Here is a 14,060-nt window from a genome sequence, read left to right as displayed (position 1 = left end):
ACTATTTCCTCCCTTTCTTAGAATTCTAATCCATTTTCACGAGCTGCTTCAGCTAAAGCAGCAACGCGTCCATGGTATAAGTATCCGCCACGATCAAAAACAACAGCTTTGATACCTTTTTCATTAGCACGTTTAGCAACTAATGCGCCAACAGCAGTAGCTTTTGCTACTTTACTGTCGCCAGTTACTTCACTATCAATTGTTGAGGCACTTGCTAGCGTTACACCCGCTACGTCATCAATTACTTGAGCGTAGATGTGGTTATTTGAACGGAATACGTTTAAGCGTGGGCACTCTGCAGTTCCAGAAATCTTACCACGAACACGTAAATGACGTTTTGAACGTGTTTTATTTCTATCTGGTTTTGTAATCACAATTTTCACCTCTTGATTTTATTCAAAAACAAAGTAAGCAATGCTAAGCAGCATTATTTACCTGTTTTACCTTCTTTGCGACGAACATATTCGCCAACGTAACGAATTCCTTTACCTTTATAAGGTTCTGGAGGACGAACGGCACGAATTTCTGCGGCAAGATCGCCAACTTCTTGTTTACTGATACCTGAAATAATGATACTTGTATTTGCAGGAACTTCAACAGTTAAGTTTTCGCGTTCTTCAAAATCCACTGGATGTGAATAACCAACATTTAATACTAATTTTTTCCCTTGTAATTGTGCACGATAACCAACACCAATCAACTCAAGTTCTTTTTTGAAACCTTCTGTAACACCAAGAACCATGTTGTTTACGTTGGCACGCATTGTACCATGTAAGGCACGAGTGCTTTTATCGTCACTTTCACGAGTAAATTTAACTGAAAGACCTTCAACATGCATTGTAATAGCATTAGAAAACTTACGAGTTAATTCACCTTTGGGGCCTTTTACTGTAACCATTTGACCTTCTTGTGTAACTTCTACACCAGCAGGAAGAACGATTTCTTTATAACCTATACGACTCACGCGAGTGACACCTCCTTACGAATTAATTGATTACCAGATGTATGCTAAGACTTCGCCACCAATTTGTTTGGCGCGTGCATCTTTATCTGTCATCACACCTTCTGATGTTGAGATAACTGCGATTCCTAAACCATTTAATACTTTAGGAACTGCATCAGCTTGAACGTACGTACGTAATCCTGGTTTTGAGATACGTTTGATACCAGAGATTACACGTTCGTTGTCTTTTCCAAATTTTAAAAATACACGGATAATGCCTTGTTTGTCATCATCGATGTATTCGATATCACGTACGAAACCTTCATTTTTAAGGATTTCAGCGATATCACGTTTGATTTTTGAAGCAGGTACTTCTAAAGACTCATGCCGTACCATGTTTGCATTACGGATACGAGTTAAAAAGTCTGCGATCGGATCAGTCATGACCATTGAGTTTACCCTCCTTTAACTTGTCTTTTAGATTTACCAGCTAGCTTTTTTCATACCAGGAATTTGGCCTTTGTGAGCAAGGTCACGAAGACAAATACGGCATAATTTAAATTTACGATAAACAGAATGTGGACGACCACAACGTTCGCAACGTGTATAAGCTTGTGTAGAGAATTTCGCTGGACGTTTGTTCTTTGCAATTAATGATTTTTTAGCCAAAGCTTTGTAACCTCCTTATTATTTAGAAAACGGCATACCTAATTGTGTAAGTAATTCTTTTGATTCCTCATCAGTATTAGCAGTTGTAACAATAACGATATCCATTCCACGAACTTTATCCACATCATCAAAATCGATTTCTGGGAAAATTAATTGTTCGCGAACACCTAAAGTATAGTTACCACGGCCATCAAAAGCTTTTTTGCTAACGCCACGGAAATCACGCACACGAGGTAATGAAACTGAAACTAATTTATCTAAGAAATCGTACATGCGTTCGCCACGTAAAGTAACTTTAGCACCGATTGGCATACCTTCACGTAAACGGAAGCCAGCGATTGATTTTTTAGCTTTTGTAACCAAAGGTTTTTGACCAGCGATTAAAGCTAATTCTTCAACAGCTTTATCTAAATTTTTAGCATTAGTAACAGCATCACCAACACCCATGTTGATAACAATTTTATCAACTTGAGGTGTTTGCATAATTGATGTGTAGTTAAATTTTTCCATCATTGATGGTGTAATTTCATTAGTGAACTTTTCTTTTAAACGGTTAGTCATGAAGAAAGTGTCCTCCTTTCAGTAGGTCTATTTAACAGTTTCACCTGATTTTTTAGAAACTCTAACTTTCTTACCATCTACAACTTTGAAGCCAACACGAGTTGGTTCGTTTGTAGATGGGTCGATAAGCATCACGTTTGAAACGTGAATTGGTGCTTCTATATCCACGATGCCACCTTGTGGATTCGAGTTACTAGGTTTTTGATGTTTTTTTGCAATATTCATGCCTTCAACAATCACACGGTCATCTTTAAGGAAAACTTTAGTAACAGTACCTTGTTTACCTTTATCTTTACCTGCAATTAATTGAACTTTATCACCAGTTTTGACGAACATTTAGCGCACCTCCTTGTTTTCCGATGGATTTCTTATAATACTTCGGGTGCTAAAGAAACAATCTTCATGAAATTGTTATCACGTAATTCACGTGCAACAGGTCCAAAGATACGTGTACCTTTAGGGCTTTTATCATCTTGGATGATAACGGCAGCATTTTCATCAAATTTGATGTATGAACCGTCAGCGCGATGAGCACCTGATTTTGTACGTACGATTACAGCTTTAACAACTTCACCTTTTTTGACAACACCACCTGGTGTTGCATGTTTAACAGTAGCAACAATAACGTCACCGATATTAGCAGTTTTACGCTTTGATCCACCTAAAACTTTAATAGTTAAGATTTCTTTTGCGCCTGAATTGTCGGCAATTTTTAAACGACTTTCTGTTTGTATCACAGTAAGTGTCCTCCTTTCGATAGCAAATTAGAAATACGAATGGCAATTATGCTTAAGCAATAACTGCTTTTTCAACGATATCTAATAAACGGAATCTCTTAGTTGCTGACAACGGACGAGTTTCCATAATTTGAACGATATCGCCGATTTTTGCTTCGTTATTTTCATCATGTGCATAGAATTTTTTAGAATAAGTCACACGTTTACCGTAGGTTTTGTGTGTCTTGTATGTTTCGATAAGAACACTAATCGTTTTATCCATTTTGTCGGATACAACGCGTCCTTGATAGACTTTACGTTGGTTACGAGTTTCACTCATGCGTAAATGGCCTCCCTTTCGTAATCTACTTGTTTAATTCTTGTTGGCGTAATGCCGTTTTAATACGAGCAATTGTTTTACGTACTTCACTTAAGCGAGCGGTATTTTCTAATTGACCGGTAGCTAATTGGAAGCGTAAGTTAAACAATTCATCTTTAAATTCTTGTTCTTTGGTAATCATTTCAGCAGTGGTTAATTCATTAATTTCCTTAGCCTTCATGTGATTCGCCACCTACTTCCTCACGTTTTACAATTTTAGTTCTCACTGGAAGTTTGTTTGATGCTAAGCGTAAAGCTTCGCGAGCAACTTCTTCGGGAACACCGGCAACTTCAAACATGATCTTTCCACGTTTAACTGGAGCTACCCATCCTTCAGGAGCACCTTTACCAGAACCCATTCGAACACCAATTGCTTTTGCAGTATATGATTTATGAGGGAAAATTTTAATCCATACTTTCCCACCACGTTTCATATGACGGTTAATAGCGACACGAGAAGCTTCGATTTGACGGTTAGTGATCCATGATGATTCAAGAGCCTGTAAACCGAATTCTCCAAAAGCGACTTCTTTGCCACCTTTAGCTTCCCCACGCATTTTACCACGGAATTCACGACGGAATTTTGTACGTTTAGGTACTAACATAGGTTATTTCCCTCCTTTCACAGCGTTTTTCTTAGCTGGTAAGATTTCACCACGGTAGATCCAGACTTTAACGCCTAATTTACCGTAAGTAGTCATTGCTTCAACCCAAGCGTAGTCAATATCTGCTCTTAAGGTATGTAATGGAACTGTACCATCTGAGTAGCTTTCAACACGAGACATATCAGCTCCGTTAAGACGACCAGCAACTTGAACTTTGATACCTTTAGCACCAGAGCGCATTGTACGTTGCATAGCTTGTTTAACAGCACGACGGAATGCGACACGGTTTTCTAATTGTTCCGCAACGTTTTCGCCGACTAATTGAGCATCTAAATCAGGACGTTTGATTTCAACAATGTTGATATGCACACGTTTACCTGTTAAATCATTTAATTCTTTACGAAGTTTTTCAACTTCAGCTCCACCTTTACCGATAACCATACCAGGTTTAGCAGTATGGATTGAAACGTTAACACGTTTTGCAGCGCGTTCGATTTCAACGATAGAGACAGAAGCGTCGGTTAATTTTTCTTGAATGTATTTACGGATGTGTAAATCTTCATGAAGGTAGTTTGCAAAATCTTTTTCTGCATACCATTTTGAATCCCAATCACGAATGATACCTACACGTAATCCCGTTGGATTTATTTTTTGACCCACGCGTTATCCCTCCTTATTTTGTAGTTTCAGATACAACTACTGTAATGTGACTCGTACGTTTGTTAATTGGTGAAGCTGATCCTTTAGCACGAGGACGGAAACGTTTTAACGTTGGTCCTTCGTTAGCAAAAATATCAGTAATAACTAAGTTTTCACCATCTAAATCAAAATTATTTTCTGCATTAGCTACAGCAGAAAGTAAAACTTTTTCAATGATTGGGCTTCCGGCTCTGGGAGTAAATCTCAAAATACCGATAGCTTCAGCAACACTTTTACCTCTGATAAGATCGATTACCAAGCGAGCTTTACGCGCTGGAATACGAACAGTTTTGGCGGTTGCTTTTGCTGATGTTACTTGTTCAGCCATGTGTATAACCTCCTTTATTTAACTGTAGTTTTCTTATCGTCAGATCCGTGACCACGGAAAGTACGTGTTGGAACAAATTCACCCAACTTATGACCAACCATATCTTCTTGCATAAAAACTGGAACGTGTTTACGTCCATCATATACAGCGATAGTTAGACCAATGAAGTTAGGAAAGATTGTTGAACGACGTGACCATGTTTTGATAACTGTTTTCTTTTCTTGATCAGTTTGTGCTTCGACCTTTTTCATCAAATGTTCATCGACGAATGGTCCTTTTTTTAGACTACGACTCAATGTGAATCCTCCTTCCGGAATATAGCTTAAGCAACAAGTAAATTATTTCTTGTTGCGTCCACGTACGATAAATTTGTCTGATTGGTTTTTCTTTGAACGTGTTTTGTAACCCATCGTCTTTTGACCCCAAGGAGACATAGGTGATGGACGACCAATTGGAGCTTTACCTTCACCACCACCATGAGGATGATCGTTAGGATTCATAACTGATCCACGAACTGTAGGACGTTTACCAGCCCAACGAGCACGACCAGCTTTACCAATTTTGATTAATTCATGTTGTTCGTTACCAACAGCACCGATAGATGCGCGACATGTTGATAAGATCATGCGAACTTCGCCTGATGTCAAACGAACAAGAACGTATTTACCTTCTTTACCAAGTAATTGTGCAGAAGCACCGGCTGAACGAGCAAGTTGTCCACCCTTACCTGGTTTTAATTCAACATTATGAATAATTGTACCAACTGGGATATCTTGAAGAGCTAATGCGTTACCAACCTTGATATCTGCTTCTTTACCAGATTGAACCATCATGCCAACTTCTAATCCTTTAGGAGCAATGATGTATGATTTGATACCATCAGTATATTGTAATAATGCAATATTAGCTGAACGGTTTGGATCATATTCAATTGCTTTAACAGTTGCTGTTACATTATCTTTAACACGCTTGAAATCGATCAAACGGTATTGACGTTTATGACCACCACCACGGTGACGAACAGTAATGCGACCATAGTTATTACGGCCGGCAGTTCTGCTTTTTGATTCTAGTAATGATTTTTCAGGAGTTGATTTAGTAATTTCTGAGAAATCAGAACCAGTCATATTACGACGACCGTTAGTGGTTGGTTTGAATTTTTTAATTCCCACGTTGTTTTCCTCCTAGTTTACAAAATTTTAGATTATTCTTCGAATAATTGGATTTCTTTTGAGTCGGCAGTTAAAGTAACAATTGCTTTACGGCGTTTTTTAGTATAACCAGCATAGCGACCTTGACGTTTTAACTTACCTTTAACATTCATGATATTTACTTTAACAACTTTAACGCCAAAAATATCTTCAATAGCTTTTTTGACTTCAATTTTAGTTGCACGAGTATCAACGTCGAATGTGTAAACTTTATTAGCCATTCTATCCATTGCTGCTTCGGTGATGACTGGGCGTAAGATAATATCTCTTGATTCCATTATGAAAGAGCCTCCTCTACTTGAGAAAGAGCTGCTTGAGTCATGACTAATTTATCATTGTTGATAACGTCAAGAACGTTAACACCTTTAGCTTCTACTACTGTAACATTTTGTAAGTTACGAGCTGCTAAAGCAACGAAATCATTGCCAGGTTCAAGAACTATTAATACTTTTTTGTTGATATCTAAGTTACTTAAAACTTCTTTGAAAGTTTTTGTCTTTGGTTGTTCGAAGCTAAGTGCATCGACCATAACCACGCTGTTATCCAATACTTTTTGTGAAAGTACTGATTTAAGAGCTAAACGACGAACTTTTTTAGGTAATTTGTAACTGTATGAACGAGGAGTAGGGCCAAATACGACACCACCACCACGCCATTGTGGGCTACGGATAGATCCTTGACGAGCACGACCTGTACCTTTTTGGCGCCATGGTTTTCTACCACCACCTGAAACTGCACTTTTGTTTTTAACTGAATGAGTTCCTTGACGTAATGATGCACGTTGCATGATTACGGCGTCAAAAATGACATTGTCGTTAGGTTCGATTCCAAAAATAGCGTCGTTTAATTCAACTTCACCATTTTTAGTACCATCTTGTTTTAATAATGCGACTGTTGGCATTTTGAAATTCCTCCTTCCTGTTATTTAGCGTCTTTTGTGACGTTTTTAATTGTAACTAATGTTTTGTTTGCGCCTGGTACGTTACCTTTAATCAAGATAACATTACTATCAACGTCAACACGAATAATTTCCAAATTTTGGACAGTTACGCGTTTGCCACCCATGCGACCTGGTAATCTCTTACCTTTGAATACACGGTTAATAACGGCACCCATTGAACCAGGACGACGATGGTAACGAGAACCATGAGTCATAGGACCTCGTGATTGTCCCCAACGTTTGATATTTCCTTGGAAACCATGTCCCTTAGACGTACCCGTAACGTTAACGATATCGCCAGCTGAGAATGTATCAACTTTAATTTCGTCACCTACGTTATATTCTCCAAGCTCAACATCGTTAATTTCACGAACGAAGCGCTTAGGAGTAGTATTTGCTTTTGCTGCATGACCTTTAGCAGGTTTGTTTGTTAATACTTTGCGCATGTCTTGGTAACCTAATTGAATTGCTTCGTAACCATCGTTTTCAATTGTTTTCAATTGTAAAACAACGTTTGGCGTAGATTCAATCACTGTAACTGGTACCAATTCACCATTTTCAGTAAAAACTTGTGTCATACCTACTTTTTTTCCTAAGATTCCTTTTGTAGTCATGAGTACACCTCCAATATGTTTGTATTTTTATTTTTGTAACTCTATTTTATAATTTGATTTCAATATCAACGCCACTAGGTAAGTCAAGTTTCATCAATGAATCAACTGTCTTAGGTGTTGGGTTAACGATATCAATCAAACGTTTATGTGTAAGCATTTCGAATTGTTCACGTGAATCTTTATGCTTATGTGGTGAACGTAAAACTGTGTATAATGTACGTTCTGTTGGCAATGGAATTGGTCCAGAAATTGTTGCCCCTGTTCTTTTTGCAGTTTCAACAATCTTGTCAGCAGATTGGTCTAAAATACGGTGTTCGTAAGCTTTTAAGCGAATACGAATTTTTTGTTTTGCCATTTTGTTCCCTCCTTCGTCTATTTTAAAAATAAGACTAGCTCCGTGTAAGTGACCGACACGCCTTGCGTGGCAAAGCTGCCGGGCGTGTCGCAATCTTTCACATCTTAGCTCATTCTATGAAACCCTATCGCAGGGCGTAATACGCCATCTGTTTTTGGGTACTTATCTATACTACTAGAGATAAAGCCTTATGGCAAGTGCTTTCTTACTTTTTTTCAAAGTTTCTCATTATATAATCATAATTAACATTTTTAAATCTTTTTTTATTTTCCAAATGTTATTTTATCACAAAAAAAAAGCTATCAACAAGTGATAACTTCTTTTATAATTCAGGACAGCTAATTAATCAGTAGCTGTTCCGTTTTTCTTCATAATTTCTTCTTGAATTGATTTTGGTACAGCTTCGTAATGATCAAATGTCATTGTGAATGTACCACGTCCTTGTGTAGAAGAACGTAAAGTAGTTGCGTAACCGAACATGCCTGAAAGAGGAACCATTGCGTTAACAACTTGTGCATTTCCGCGAGCTTCCATACCTTCAACACGTCCACGACGAGCAGTTACATGTCCCATAACATCACCTAAGTAATCTTCAGGAGCGACAACTTCAACTTTCATCATTGGTTCAAGAATAACAGCACCAGCACTCTTAGCAGCTTTTCTCAATGCCATTGAGGCAGCTACCTTAAATGCTGATTCGTTAGAATCGACATCATGATATGATCCATCATATAACTTAGCTTTAACATCAATAAGTGGGTAGCCTGCAAGAACACCATTTTGCATAGCTTCTCTCAAACCTTGTTCAACTGAAGGGATATATTCACGAGGAACAACCCCACCGACGATAGCGTCTTCGAATGCGAAACCGCCACCCTCTTCATTAGGTGAGAATTCAACTGTAACATCACCATATTGACCTTTACCACCAGATTGACGAACAAATTTACCTTGTGCAGAAACAGTTTTTGTAAATGTTTCACGGTAGGCAACTTGTGGTTCACCAACAGTAGCTTCAACGTTAAATTCACGTCTCATACGATCAACGATGATATCCAAATGCAATTCACCCATCCCAGCGATTAAAGTTTCACCAGTTTCAGGGTTAGTTTCAGCCTTGAATGAAGGATCTTCTTCTGCTAGTTTTTGTAAACCGATATCCATCTTATCTTGATCAGCTTTTGTTTTTGGTTCGATAGATACTTGGATAACTGGTTCAGGGAATTCCATTGATTCAAGGATTAATGGATGTTTTTCATCCGTTAATGAATCACCAGTTGTCGTATTTTTCAAACCAATAGCAGCAGCAATATCACCAGAGAATACTTCAGGAATTTCATTACGGTGATTTGAATGCATTTGAAGAATACGACCAACACGTTCACGTGTGTCTTTAGTAGAGTTCAAGACATAAGAACCAGCTTGTAATGTACCTGAGTAAACACGGAAGAATGTTAAACGACCAACGAAGGGATCCGTTGCAATTTTAAATGCTAAAGCAGCGAAATCTTTGTCATCACCGGCTGTGATTTCAACTTCTTCATCTGTTTTAGGATCTACTGCGTTATAAGGTTTAACATCTAAAGGAGATGGTAAGAAATCATTAACAGCATCCAACATCATTTGAACACCCTTGTTTTTAAATGCTGAACCAGCAAGAACTGGGTACATTTCAAGGTTCAATGTTGCTTTACGGATAGCAGCTTTGATTTCATCTTTAGTAATTTCAACACCATCAAGATATTTTTCCATAAGCTTTTCATCAACATCAGCAACGGCTTCAACTAAAGCTTCGCGACGTTTTGTAGCTTCTTCTAAATATTCTTCAGGAACATCAATACTTTCCCATGTAGCACCTAAATCTTCGTTATCATATAAATCGGCTTTCATTTCGATTAAATCAATAACACCTTCAAAATCATCTTCAGCACCAATTGGCATTTGGATAGGGACCGCATTTACTTGAAGACGATCTTTGATTGTGCCTACTGAGTAATCAAAATTAGCCCCCATTTTATCCATCTTATTGATGAAAACGATACGAGGAACTGAATATGTTGTAGCTTGACGCCAAACATTTTCAGTTTGTGGTTCAACACCAGATTGACCATCTAAAACAACAACGGCTCCATCTAAGACACGAAGTGAACGTTCAACTTCAATAGTGAAATCCACATGTCCTGGAGTATCGATGATATTAATACGATGTTCTTTCCATTCAGCAGTTGTTGCAGCTGATGTGATTGTGATACCACGTTCTTGTTCTTGTTCCATCCAATCCATTTGTGAAGCTCCTTCATGAGTTTCACCAATTTTATGAATTTTACCAGTATAGTATAAAATACGTTCAGTAGTTGTTGTCTTACCAGCATCGATATGAGCAACAATTCCGATATTACGCGTTTTTTCTAGTGGGAATTCGCGTTTATTTGCCATTTTGTAGTATCTCCTTTCGATTCTAAAATAGATTCAAAAAAATGACTACTATATCGATTATCAAAATCATATAATAGCCATTCTTTTATAAAATTACCAGCGGTAATGTGCGAATGCTTTATTAGCGTCAGCCATTTTATGTGTATCTTCACGTTTCTTAACTGATGCACCAGTATTGTTTGCTGCATCCATGATTTCTTTAGCTAAACGTTCTGGCATAGTATGTTCCCCACGTAAACGTGCGTAACTTACTAACCAACGTAAACCTAAAGTTGAACGACGATCAGGGCGAACTTCAATTGGTACTTGGTAGTTAGAACCACCGACACGGCGAGCTTTAACTTCAAGTACAGGCATGATGTTTTTCATAGCTTCATCAAAAACTTCATTAGGTTCGTTTCCTGTTTGTTCTTTAATCATTTCGAATGCATCATACAAGATCTTTGATGCAGTACCACGACGACCATCTAACATTAAACGGTTGATTAAACGTGTTACTAATTTAGAATTGTAAATTGGATCAGGCAATACTTCTCGTTTTGGAGCTGGGCCTTTTCTTGGCATCTAAATAACCTCCTTAGATTCTATTTTTATTAGAATAACTTTATTCTTATTTAGGTCTCTTTGCGCCGTATTTTGAACGACTTTGTTTACGATCAGCAACACCGGCTGTATCAAGAGCACCACGGATAACATGGTAACGTACCCCAGGTAAATCTTTTACACGGCCACCACGAATAAGAACAACACTATGTTCTTGCAAGTTATGTCCAATACCAGGAATGTAAGCTGTAACTTCAAGTAAGTTAGATAAACGCACACGCGCATATTTACGTAAAGCAGAGTTAGGCTTTTTAGGTGTCATTGTTCCGACACGAGTAGCAACCCCACGTTTTTGTGGTGCAGGATTATCTGTTTGAACTTTTTTGTAACTGTTATACCCGAAGTTTAATGCGGGTGCACCAGATTTTGAACCTTTAGAATTACGACCTTTACGAACTAATTGATTAATTGTTGGCATCTAAAGTTTCCTCCTTCCTTATTATAGGTTAATTGTTTTTTAAGTCCACACATCCAGGTGGTTCATTTTTTAATAATAAAAAATAACGTCCTAGACGTCTGTCTTATAATGCGCTGCTGTTATACAGAATCTCAACTATGTAGATGAATTAACTGTTCACAAAAAGCACCTTACACAGAATATCACGGTATTTAATATACGTCAATGGTATTTACACTAAAAAGCGTATTTTTTAACAGGAGGATTTAAATTATGTTAATTAGTTATTTGTTTTTACTAGGCGCTTGCCTAGGTTCATTCATCACCTGCATTGCCACGCGCTGTGCATTGAATCAGAATCAATTCAATAAAAGATCAATATGCGACTATTGTGGCACAAAAATACCGTGGTTTGACCTAATTCCTATCTACGCTTATCTTAGATTACACGGACACTGTCGATTCTGCAAGGGGCTATTTCCAGCTTATTCATTTATTTTTGAATGTAGCTTGGCTGCCATGTTACCTTTATCTTTTACTCAACTATCTCTTTTTGAATTTCCATTAATTATAGCGTTCTTATTTTATTTAACTTTTTTATCAGTTATGGACTTCACTAACCGACTGATTTCTAGTCGGTTAACTATCGGTGGCGGAATACTATTCATCTTGTGGCATTATCTGTTGTTTGGGTTCCCCGATTCACTAATAGCAATTATACTATTCAGTCTGTTTCTATTTGTATTATGTTTTCAACAAAAGCTCGGCCTTGGTGATTTCATTTTATTGATTATCGTTCAACTAACATTTGGTGTTCAATTTTGTTTGATCGCAACTCTTTTTGCTTGTATCAGCTCACTTATCTACTTTTTTACTGTAAAACAGAGTCGGTGTCAATTTTTCCCATTTGTCCCACACATAACGTTTGGCGTTTATATTACGATTGCGCTATCTTTCTTCATATAAATAAAAAAGCTAAGCAAATTTGCTTAGCTTTTTACTTTAATCTTCGATTGCGTCATTTAAATGACCATAATTGAATAAAATATTTAAGATAACAGCTGACAGACTACCGACAACAAGTCCATTACCAAAAATAGTCTGGATTGTTAAAGGTAACGCTTGAAGCAATGCTGGTTGTACTGTTACACCAAGTCCTAAACTGACCGAAATACCGATAATTAATAGATTACTATTACTACCTTCAACTTCGCGCAACATTTTAATACCTTGTGCACCAACCATACCGAACATAACTAACATAGCGCCACCTAAAACGGCTGCTGGAATGACAGTTGCTGCTGCACCAATTTTAGGAAGTAATCCTAAAGCAATTAAAAAGAATGCTGAAAAGTAAACAGGTTTCTTCGTTTTAATTCCTGATAGCTGCACAATCCCAACATTTTGTGAAAATGTTGAATATGGGAACGTATTAAAGATACCACCTAAAACAGCTGCGATACCTTCAGCACGGTACCCTTTTTTTAAATCATCTTTTCTGATTGGACGACCAACAATATCTCCTAGCGCAAAAAATACACCAGTTGATTCAATCATAGTTGTCAATGCTGCTAATATCATAGTCACAATTGATGACCATTCAAATTTAGGGGCAGCAAACATAAAAACGTGGGGTAATTGAAACCAATTAGCTTGGCTAACTGGTTCTAACGTTACTTTTCCCATAAATGAAGCAACGACTACACCAACTAAAATACCAATTAAGATACCAACTTGTTGAATGAACCCGCGTCCCCAAATGTTTAAGCCCAAGATAACAGCAATAGTTACACCTGCAACTATTAAGTTAGGGATACTACCAAATGATTTCGCAGTCACATCCCCACCGCCCATGTTGGTAAAAGCAACTGGAATTAATGTTAATCCGATTAATGTAATTAATGATCCTGTCACTACTGGTGGAAATAATTTTCTAATATTTGCAAAGAATCCAGAAATCAGAAATATAAAAATACCAGCAGCAATAATTGATCCATACATTGTTCCTAATCCAAAATGTTTTCCTACTGCAGTCAATGGTGCAACGTATTCAATCGCGCACCCAAGTACTACAGGTAAACCAATGCCAGTAAAACGTGTACGTTTCAATTGTAATAATGTTGCAATCCCACACATGAAAATATCCATCGAAACTAAATAAGTAATTTGTTTTGTGCTAAACCCAAGTGCAGCCCCAACTAATAATGGTACCAAAATGTCGCCTGAATACATGGCTAATAAATGCTGTAACCCTAATATTGCTGCTCTAAAATTTGATAAATTAGATTCATCCAAACTACTATTTTCTAATTCCGTGCTATTCTTCATTTGATCCTCCACATTATCTTTCACACTAATAAGTCGGATTTTCTATGGATTTCATGCCTAATACATGCTTGCTTCAACTCACATATAGTCCGGAATTTACGGCTCCGGGTAGAAACTAGCATCCATATCATGACATTATATAGGTGATCAGTATTTTTTATTGTATGACAATATTAACACAGTCTATTTACCCATACAATGGTTTGCGGACGTTATTTAAATGTAAGCGTTAATTGTTCGCTAATAAAGCATAAAAAAAAGAACAACTCTTAAATT

General features: G+C 37.4%; 23 protein-coding genes and 1 riboswitch. Of the genes, 1 reads left to right on the top strand and 22 read right to left on the bottom strand.

Annotated elements, in window-relative coordinates; genetic code table 11:
- Nucleotides 1-17: 17 nt before the first annotated feature.
- From rplR to rpsL, 21 genes are all read right to left on the bottom strand, one after another.
- Nucleotides 18-374 carry a 50S ribosomal protein L18 gene (rplR, locus tag ACE83Q_RS07120; RefSeq protein WP_409022027.1) on the bottom strand — a complete coding sequence of 119 codons (357 nt, stop codon included), beginning with the start codon at nucleotides 372-374 and terminating at the stop codon, nucleotides 18-20.
- Between the two features lie 53 nt (nucleotides 375-427).
- Entirely contained in the window at nucleotides 428-964 is a 537-nt protein-coding gene (gene rplF / locus ACE83Q_RS07115) for a 50S ribosomal protein L6 (RefSeq protein WP_409022026.1), read from the bottom strand.
- 30 nt (nucleotides 965-994) lie between these two features.
- Nucleotides 995-1,393, bottom strand: a complete 399-nt coding sequence (rpsH, locus tag ACE83Q_RS07110) for a 30S ribosomal protein S8 (RefSeq protein ID WP_057974628.1) — start codon at nucleotides 1,391-1,393, stop codon at nucleotides 995-997.
- Between the two features lie 33 nt (nucleotides 1,394-1,426).
- Nucleotides 1,427-1,612, bottom strand: a complete 186-nt coding sequence (locus tag ACE83Q_RS07105; protein ID WP_057974629.1) for a type Z 30S ribosomal protein S14 — start codon at nucleotides 1,610-1,612, stop codon at nucleotides 1,427-1,429.
- Between the two features lie 18 nt (nucleotides 1,613-1,630).
- Nucleotides 1,631-2,173 carry a 50S ribosomal protein L5 gene (gene rplE / locus ACE83Q_RS07100; protein ID WP_409022025.1) on the bottom strand — a complete coding sequence of 181 codons (543 nt, stop codon included), beginning with the start codon at nucleotides 2,171-2,173 and terminating at the stop codon, nucleotides 1,631-1,633.
- Between the two features lie 27 nt (nucleotides 2,174-2,200).
- Nucleotides 2,201-2,509, bottom strand: a complete 309-nt coding sequence (gene rplX / locus ACE83Q_RS07095) for a 50S ribosomal protein L24 (RefSeq protein ID WP_409022024.1) — start codon at nucleotides 2,507-2,509, stop codon at nucleotides 2,201-2,203.
- Nucleotides 2,510-2,541: 32 nt separating this feature from the next.
- Complete coding sequence (rplN, locus tag ACE83Q_RS07090; RefSeq protein WP_409022023.1) at nucleotides 2,542-2,910, bottom strand: 50S ribosomal protein L14; 369 nt, start codon at nucleotides 2,908-2,910, stop codon at nucleotides 2,542-2,544.
- A 52-nt stretch (nucleotides 2,911-2,962) separates the two neighbouring features.
- On the bottom strand, nucleotides 2,963-3,229 hold the full coding sequence (rpsQ, locus tag ACE83Q_RS07085) for a 30S ribosomal protein S17 (protein WP_057974633.1): 267 nt from the start codon (nucleotides 3,227-3,229) through the stop codon (nucleotides 2,963-2,965).
- A gap of 25 nt (nucleotides 3,230-3,254) precedes the next feature.
- Complete coding sequence (gene rpmC / locus ACE83Q_RS07080; RefSeq protein WP_057974634.1) at nucleotides 3,255-3,449, bottom strand: 50S ribosomal protein L29; 195 nt, start codon at nucleotides 3,447-3,449, stop codon at nucleotides 3,255-3,257.
- Nucleotides 3,439-3,873, bottom strand: a complete 435-nt coding sequence (gene rplP / locus ACE83Q_RS07075) for a 50S ribosomal protein L16 (protein WP_057974635.1) — start codon at nucleotides 3,871-3,873, stop codon at nucleotides 3,439-3,441. Before rplP ends, rpmC begins: the two co-directional genes overlap by 11 nt.
- Nucleotides 3,874-3,876: 3 nt before the next feature.
- Nucleotides 3,877-4,533, bottom strand: coding sequence for a 30S ribosomal protein S3 (rpsC, locus tag ACE83Q_RS07070; protein WP_057974636.1), 657 nt, complete (start codon nucleotides 4,531-4,533; stop codon nucleotides 3,877-3,879).
- A gap of 13 nt (nucleotides 4,534-4,546) precedes the next feature.
- Nucleotides 4,547-4,900: a 50S ribosomal protein L22 gene (gene rplV / locus ACE83Q_RS07065; RefSeq protein ID WP_409022022.1), complete on the bottom strand. Its 354-nt coding sequence runs from the start codon at nucleotides 4,898-4,900 to the stop codon at nucleotides 4,547-4,549.
- Between the two features lie 14 nt (nucleotides 4,901-4,914).
- Nucleotides 4,915-5,196: a 30S ribosomal protein S19 gene (gene rpsS / locus ACE83Q_RS07060; protein ID WP_057974638.1), complete on the bottom strand. Its 282-nt coding sequence runs from the start codon at nucleotides 5,194-5,196 to the stop codon at nucleotides 4,915-4,917.
- Nucleotides 5,197-5,238: 42 nt separating this feature from the next.
- Nucleotides 5,239-6,072 carry a 50S ribosomal protein L2 gene (gene rplB, locus ACE83Q_RS07055; protein ID WP_409022021.1) on the bottom strand — a complete coding sequence of 278 codons (834 nt, stop codon included), beginning with the start codon at nucleotides 6,070-6,072 and terminating at the stop codon, nucleotides 5,239-5,241.
- Between the two features lie 32 nt (nucleotides 6,073-6,104).
- Nucleotides 6,105-6,389: a 50S ribosomal protein L23 gene (gene rplW / locus ACE83Q_RS07050; RefSeq protein WP_409022020.1), complete on the bottom strand. Its 285-nt coding sequence runs from the start codon at nucleotides 6,387-6,389 to the stop codon at nucleotides 6,105-6,107.
- Nucleotides 6,389-7,012, bottom strand: a complete 624-nt coding sequence (rplD, locus tag ACE83Q_RS07045; protein ID WP_409022019.1) for a 50S ribosomal protein L4 — start codon at nucleotides 7,010-7,012, stop codon at nucleotides 6,389-6,391. The genes rplW and rplD overlap by 1 nt, the downstream gene beginning before the upstream one ends.
- A 20-nt stretch (nucleotides 7,013-7,032) precedes the next feature.
- On the bottom strand, nucleotides 7,033-7,665 hold the full coding sequence (gene rplC, locus ACE83Q_RS07040) for a 50S ribosomal protein L3 (protein WP_409022018.1): 633 nt from the start codon (nucleotides 7,663-7,665) through the stop codon (nucleotides 7,033-7,035).
- 46 nt (nucleotides 7,666-7,711) lie between these two features.
- Entirely contained in the window at nucleotides 7,712-8,020 is a 309-nt protein-coding gene (rpsJ, locus tag ACE83Q_RS07035; protein WP_057974643.1) for a 30S ribosomal protein S10, read from the bottom strand.
- Nucleotides 8,021-8,362: 342 nt separating this feature from the next.
- Nucleotides 8,363-10,456, bottom strand: a complete 2,094-nt coding sequence (gene fusA, locus ACE83Q_RS07030) for an elongation factor G (protein ID WP_409022017.1) — start codon at nucleotides 10,454-10,456, stop codon at nucleotides 8,363-8,365.
- Nucleotides 10,457-10,549: 93 nt separating this feature from the next.
- Entirely contained in the window at nucleotides 10,550-11,020 is a 471-nt protein-coding gene (gene rpsG / locus ACE83Q_RS07025; RefSeq protein WP_057974645.1) for a 30S ribosomal protein S7, read from the bottom strand.
- A gap of 46 nt (nucleotides 11,021-11,066) precedes the next feature.
- The gene (gene rpsL / locus ACE83Q_RS07020) at nucleotides 11,067-11,477 is read right to left on the bottom strand and encodes a 30S ribosomal protein S12 (protein ID WP_057974646.1); all 411 of its coding nucleotides are present in this window, start codon (nucleotides 11,475-11,477) and stop codon (nucleotides 11,067-11,069) included.
- Nucleotides 11,478-11,729: 252 nt separating this feature from the next.
- Between rpsL and ACE83Q_RS07015 the strand changes: the two genes are divergently transcribed.
- The gene (locus ACE83Q_RS07015) at nucleotides 11,730-12,422 is read left to right on the top strand and encodes a prepilin peptidase (protein ID WP_409022016.1); all 693 of its coding nucleotides are present in this window, start codon (nucleotides 11,730-11,732) and stop codon (nucleotides 12,420-12,422) included.
- Nucleotides 12,423-12,458: 36 nt separating this feature from the next.
- On the opposite strand, the gene ACE83Q_RS07010 is transcribed toward ACE83Q_RS07015, so the two are convergent.
- Nucleotides 12,459-13,784 carry a nucleobase:cation symporter-2 family protein gene (locus tag ACE83Q_RS07010; protein ID WP_409022015.1) on the bottom strand — a complete coding sequence of 442 codons (1,326 nt, stop codon included), beginning with the start codon at nucleotides 13,782-13,784 and terminating at the stop codon, nucleotides 12,459-12,461.
- 65 nt (nucleotides 13,785-13,849) lie between these two features.
- Nucleotides 13,850-13,947, bottom strand: a riboswitch (purine riboswitch).
- Nucleotides 13,948-14,060 lie beyond the last annotated feature (113 nt).

This window comes from Dellaglioa kimchii (assembly GCF_046115505.1).
GTDB lineage: Bacteria > Bacillota > Bacilli > Lactobacillales > Lactobacillaceae > Dellaglioa > Dellaglioa kimchii.
Note: the sequence above shows the minus strand (reverse complement) of the source record. Positions and strands in the feature narration are given on the sequence as shown.

What these genes read in the sequence shown, in the direction of transcription:
- rpsH (WP_057974628.1), bottom strand. Translation starts at nt 1,393, where the DNA reads ATGGTCATGACTGATCCGATCGCAGACTTTTTAACTCGTATCCGTAAT.
- rplE (WP_409022025.1), bottom strand. Translation starts at nt 2,173, where the DNA reads ATGACTAACCGTTTAAAAGAAAAGTTCACTAATGAAATTACACCATCA.
- rplX (WP_409022024.1), bottom strand. Translation starts at nt 2,509, where the DNA reads ATGTTCGTCAAAACTGGTGATAAAGTTCAATTAATTGCAGGTAAAGAT.
- rpsQ (WP_057974633.1), bottom strand. Translation starts at nt 3,229, where the DNA reads ATGAGTGAAACTCGTAACCAACGTAAAGTCTATCAAGGACGCGTTGTA.
- rpmC (WP_057974634.1), bottom strand. Translation starts at nt 3,449, where the DNA reads ATGAAGGCTAAGGAAATTAATGAATTAACCACTGCTGAAATGATTACC.
- rplP (WP_057974635.1), bottom strand. Translation starts at nt 3,873, where the DNA reads ATGTTAGTACCTAAACGTACAAAATTCCGTCGTGAATTCCGTGGTAAA.
- rplV (WP_409022022.1), bottom strand. Translation starts at nt 4,900, where the DNA reads ATGGCTGAACAAGTAACATCAGCAAAAGCAACCGCCAAAACTGTTCGT.
- rplW (WP_409022020.1), bottom strand. Translation starts at nt 6,389, where the DNA reads ATGGAATCAAGAGATATTATCTTACGCCCAGTCATCACCGAAGCAGCA.
- rplD (WP_409022019.1), bottom strand. Translation starts at nt 7,012, where the DNA reads ATGCCAACAGTCGCATTATTAAAACAAGATGGTACTAAAAATGGTGAA.
- rplC (WP_409022018.1), bottom strand. Translation starts at nt 7,665, where the DNA reads ATGACTACAAAAGGAATCTTAGGAAAAAAAGTAGGTATGACACAAGTT.
- rpsJ (WP_057974643.1), bottom strand. Translation starts at nt 8,020, where the DNA reads ATGGCAAAACAAAAAATTCGTATTCGCTTAAAAGCTTACGAACACCGT.
- fusA (WP_409022017.1), bottom strand. Translation starts at nt 10,456, where the DNA reads ATGGCAAATAAACGCGAATTCCCACTAGAAAAAACGCGTAATATCGGA.
- rpsG (WP_057974645.1), bottom strand. Translation starts at nt 11,020, where the DNA reads ATGCCAAGAAAAGGCCCAGCTCCAAAACGAGAAGTATTGCCTGATCCA.
- rpsL (WP_057974646.1), bottom strand. Translation starts at nt 11,477, where the DNA reads ATGCCAACAATTAATCAATTAGTTCGTAAAGGTCGTAATTCTAAAGGT.
- ACE83Q_RS07015 (WP_409022016.1), top strand. Translation starts at nt 11,730, where the DNA reads ATGTTAATTAGTTATTTGTTTTTACTAGGCGCTTGCCTAGGTTCATTC.
- ACE83Q_RS07010 (WP_409022015.1), bottom strand. Translation starts at nt 13,784, where the DNA reads ATGAAGAATAGCACGGAATTAGAAAATAGTAGTTTGGATGAATCTAAT.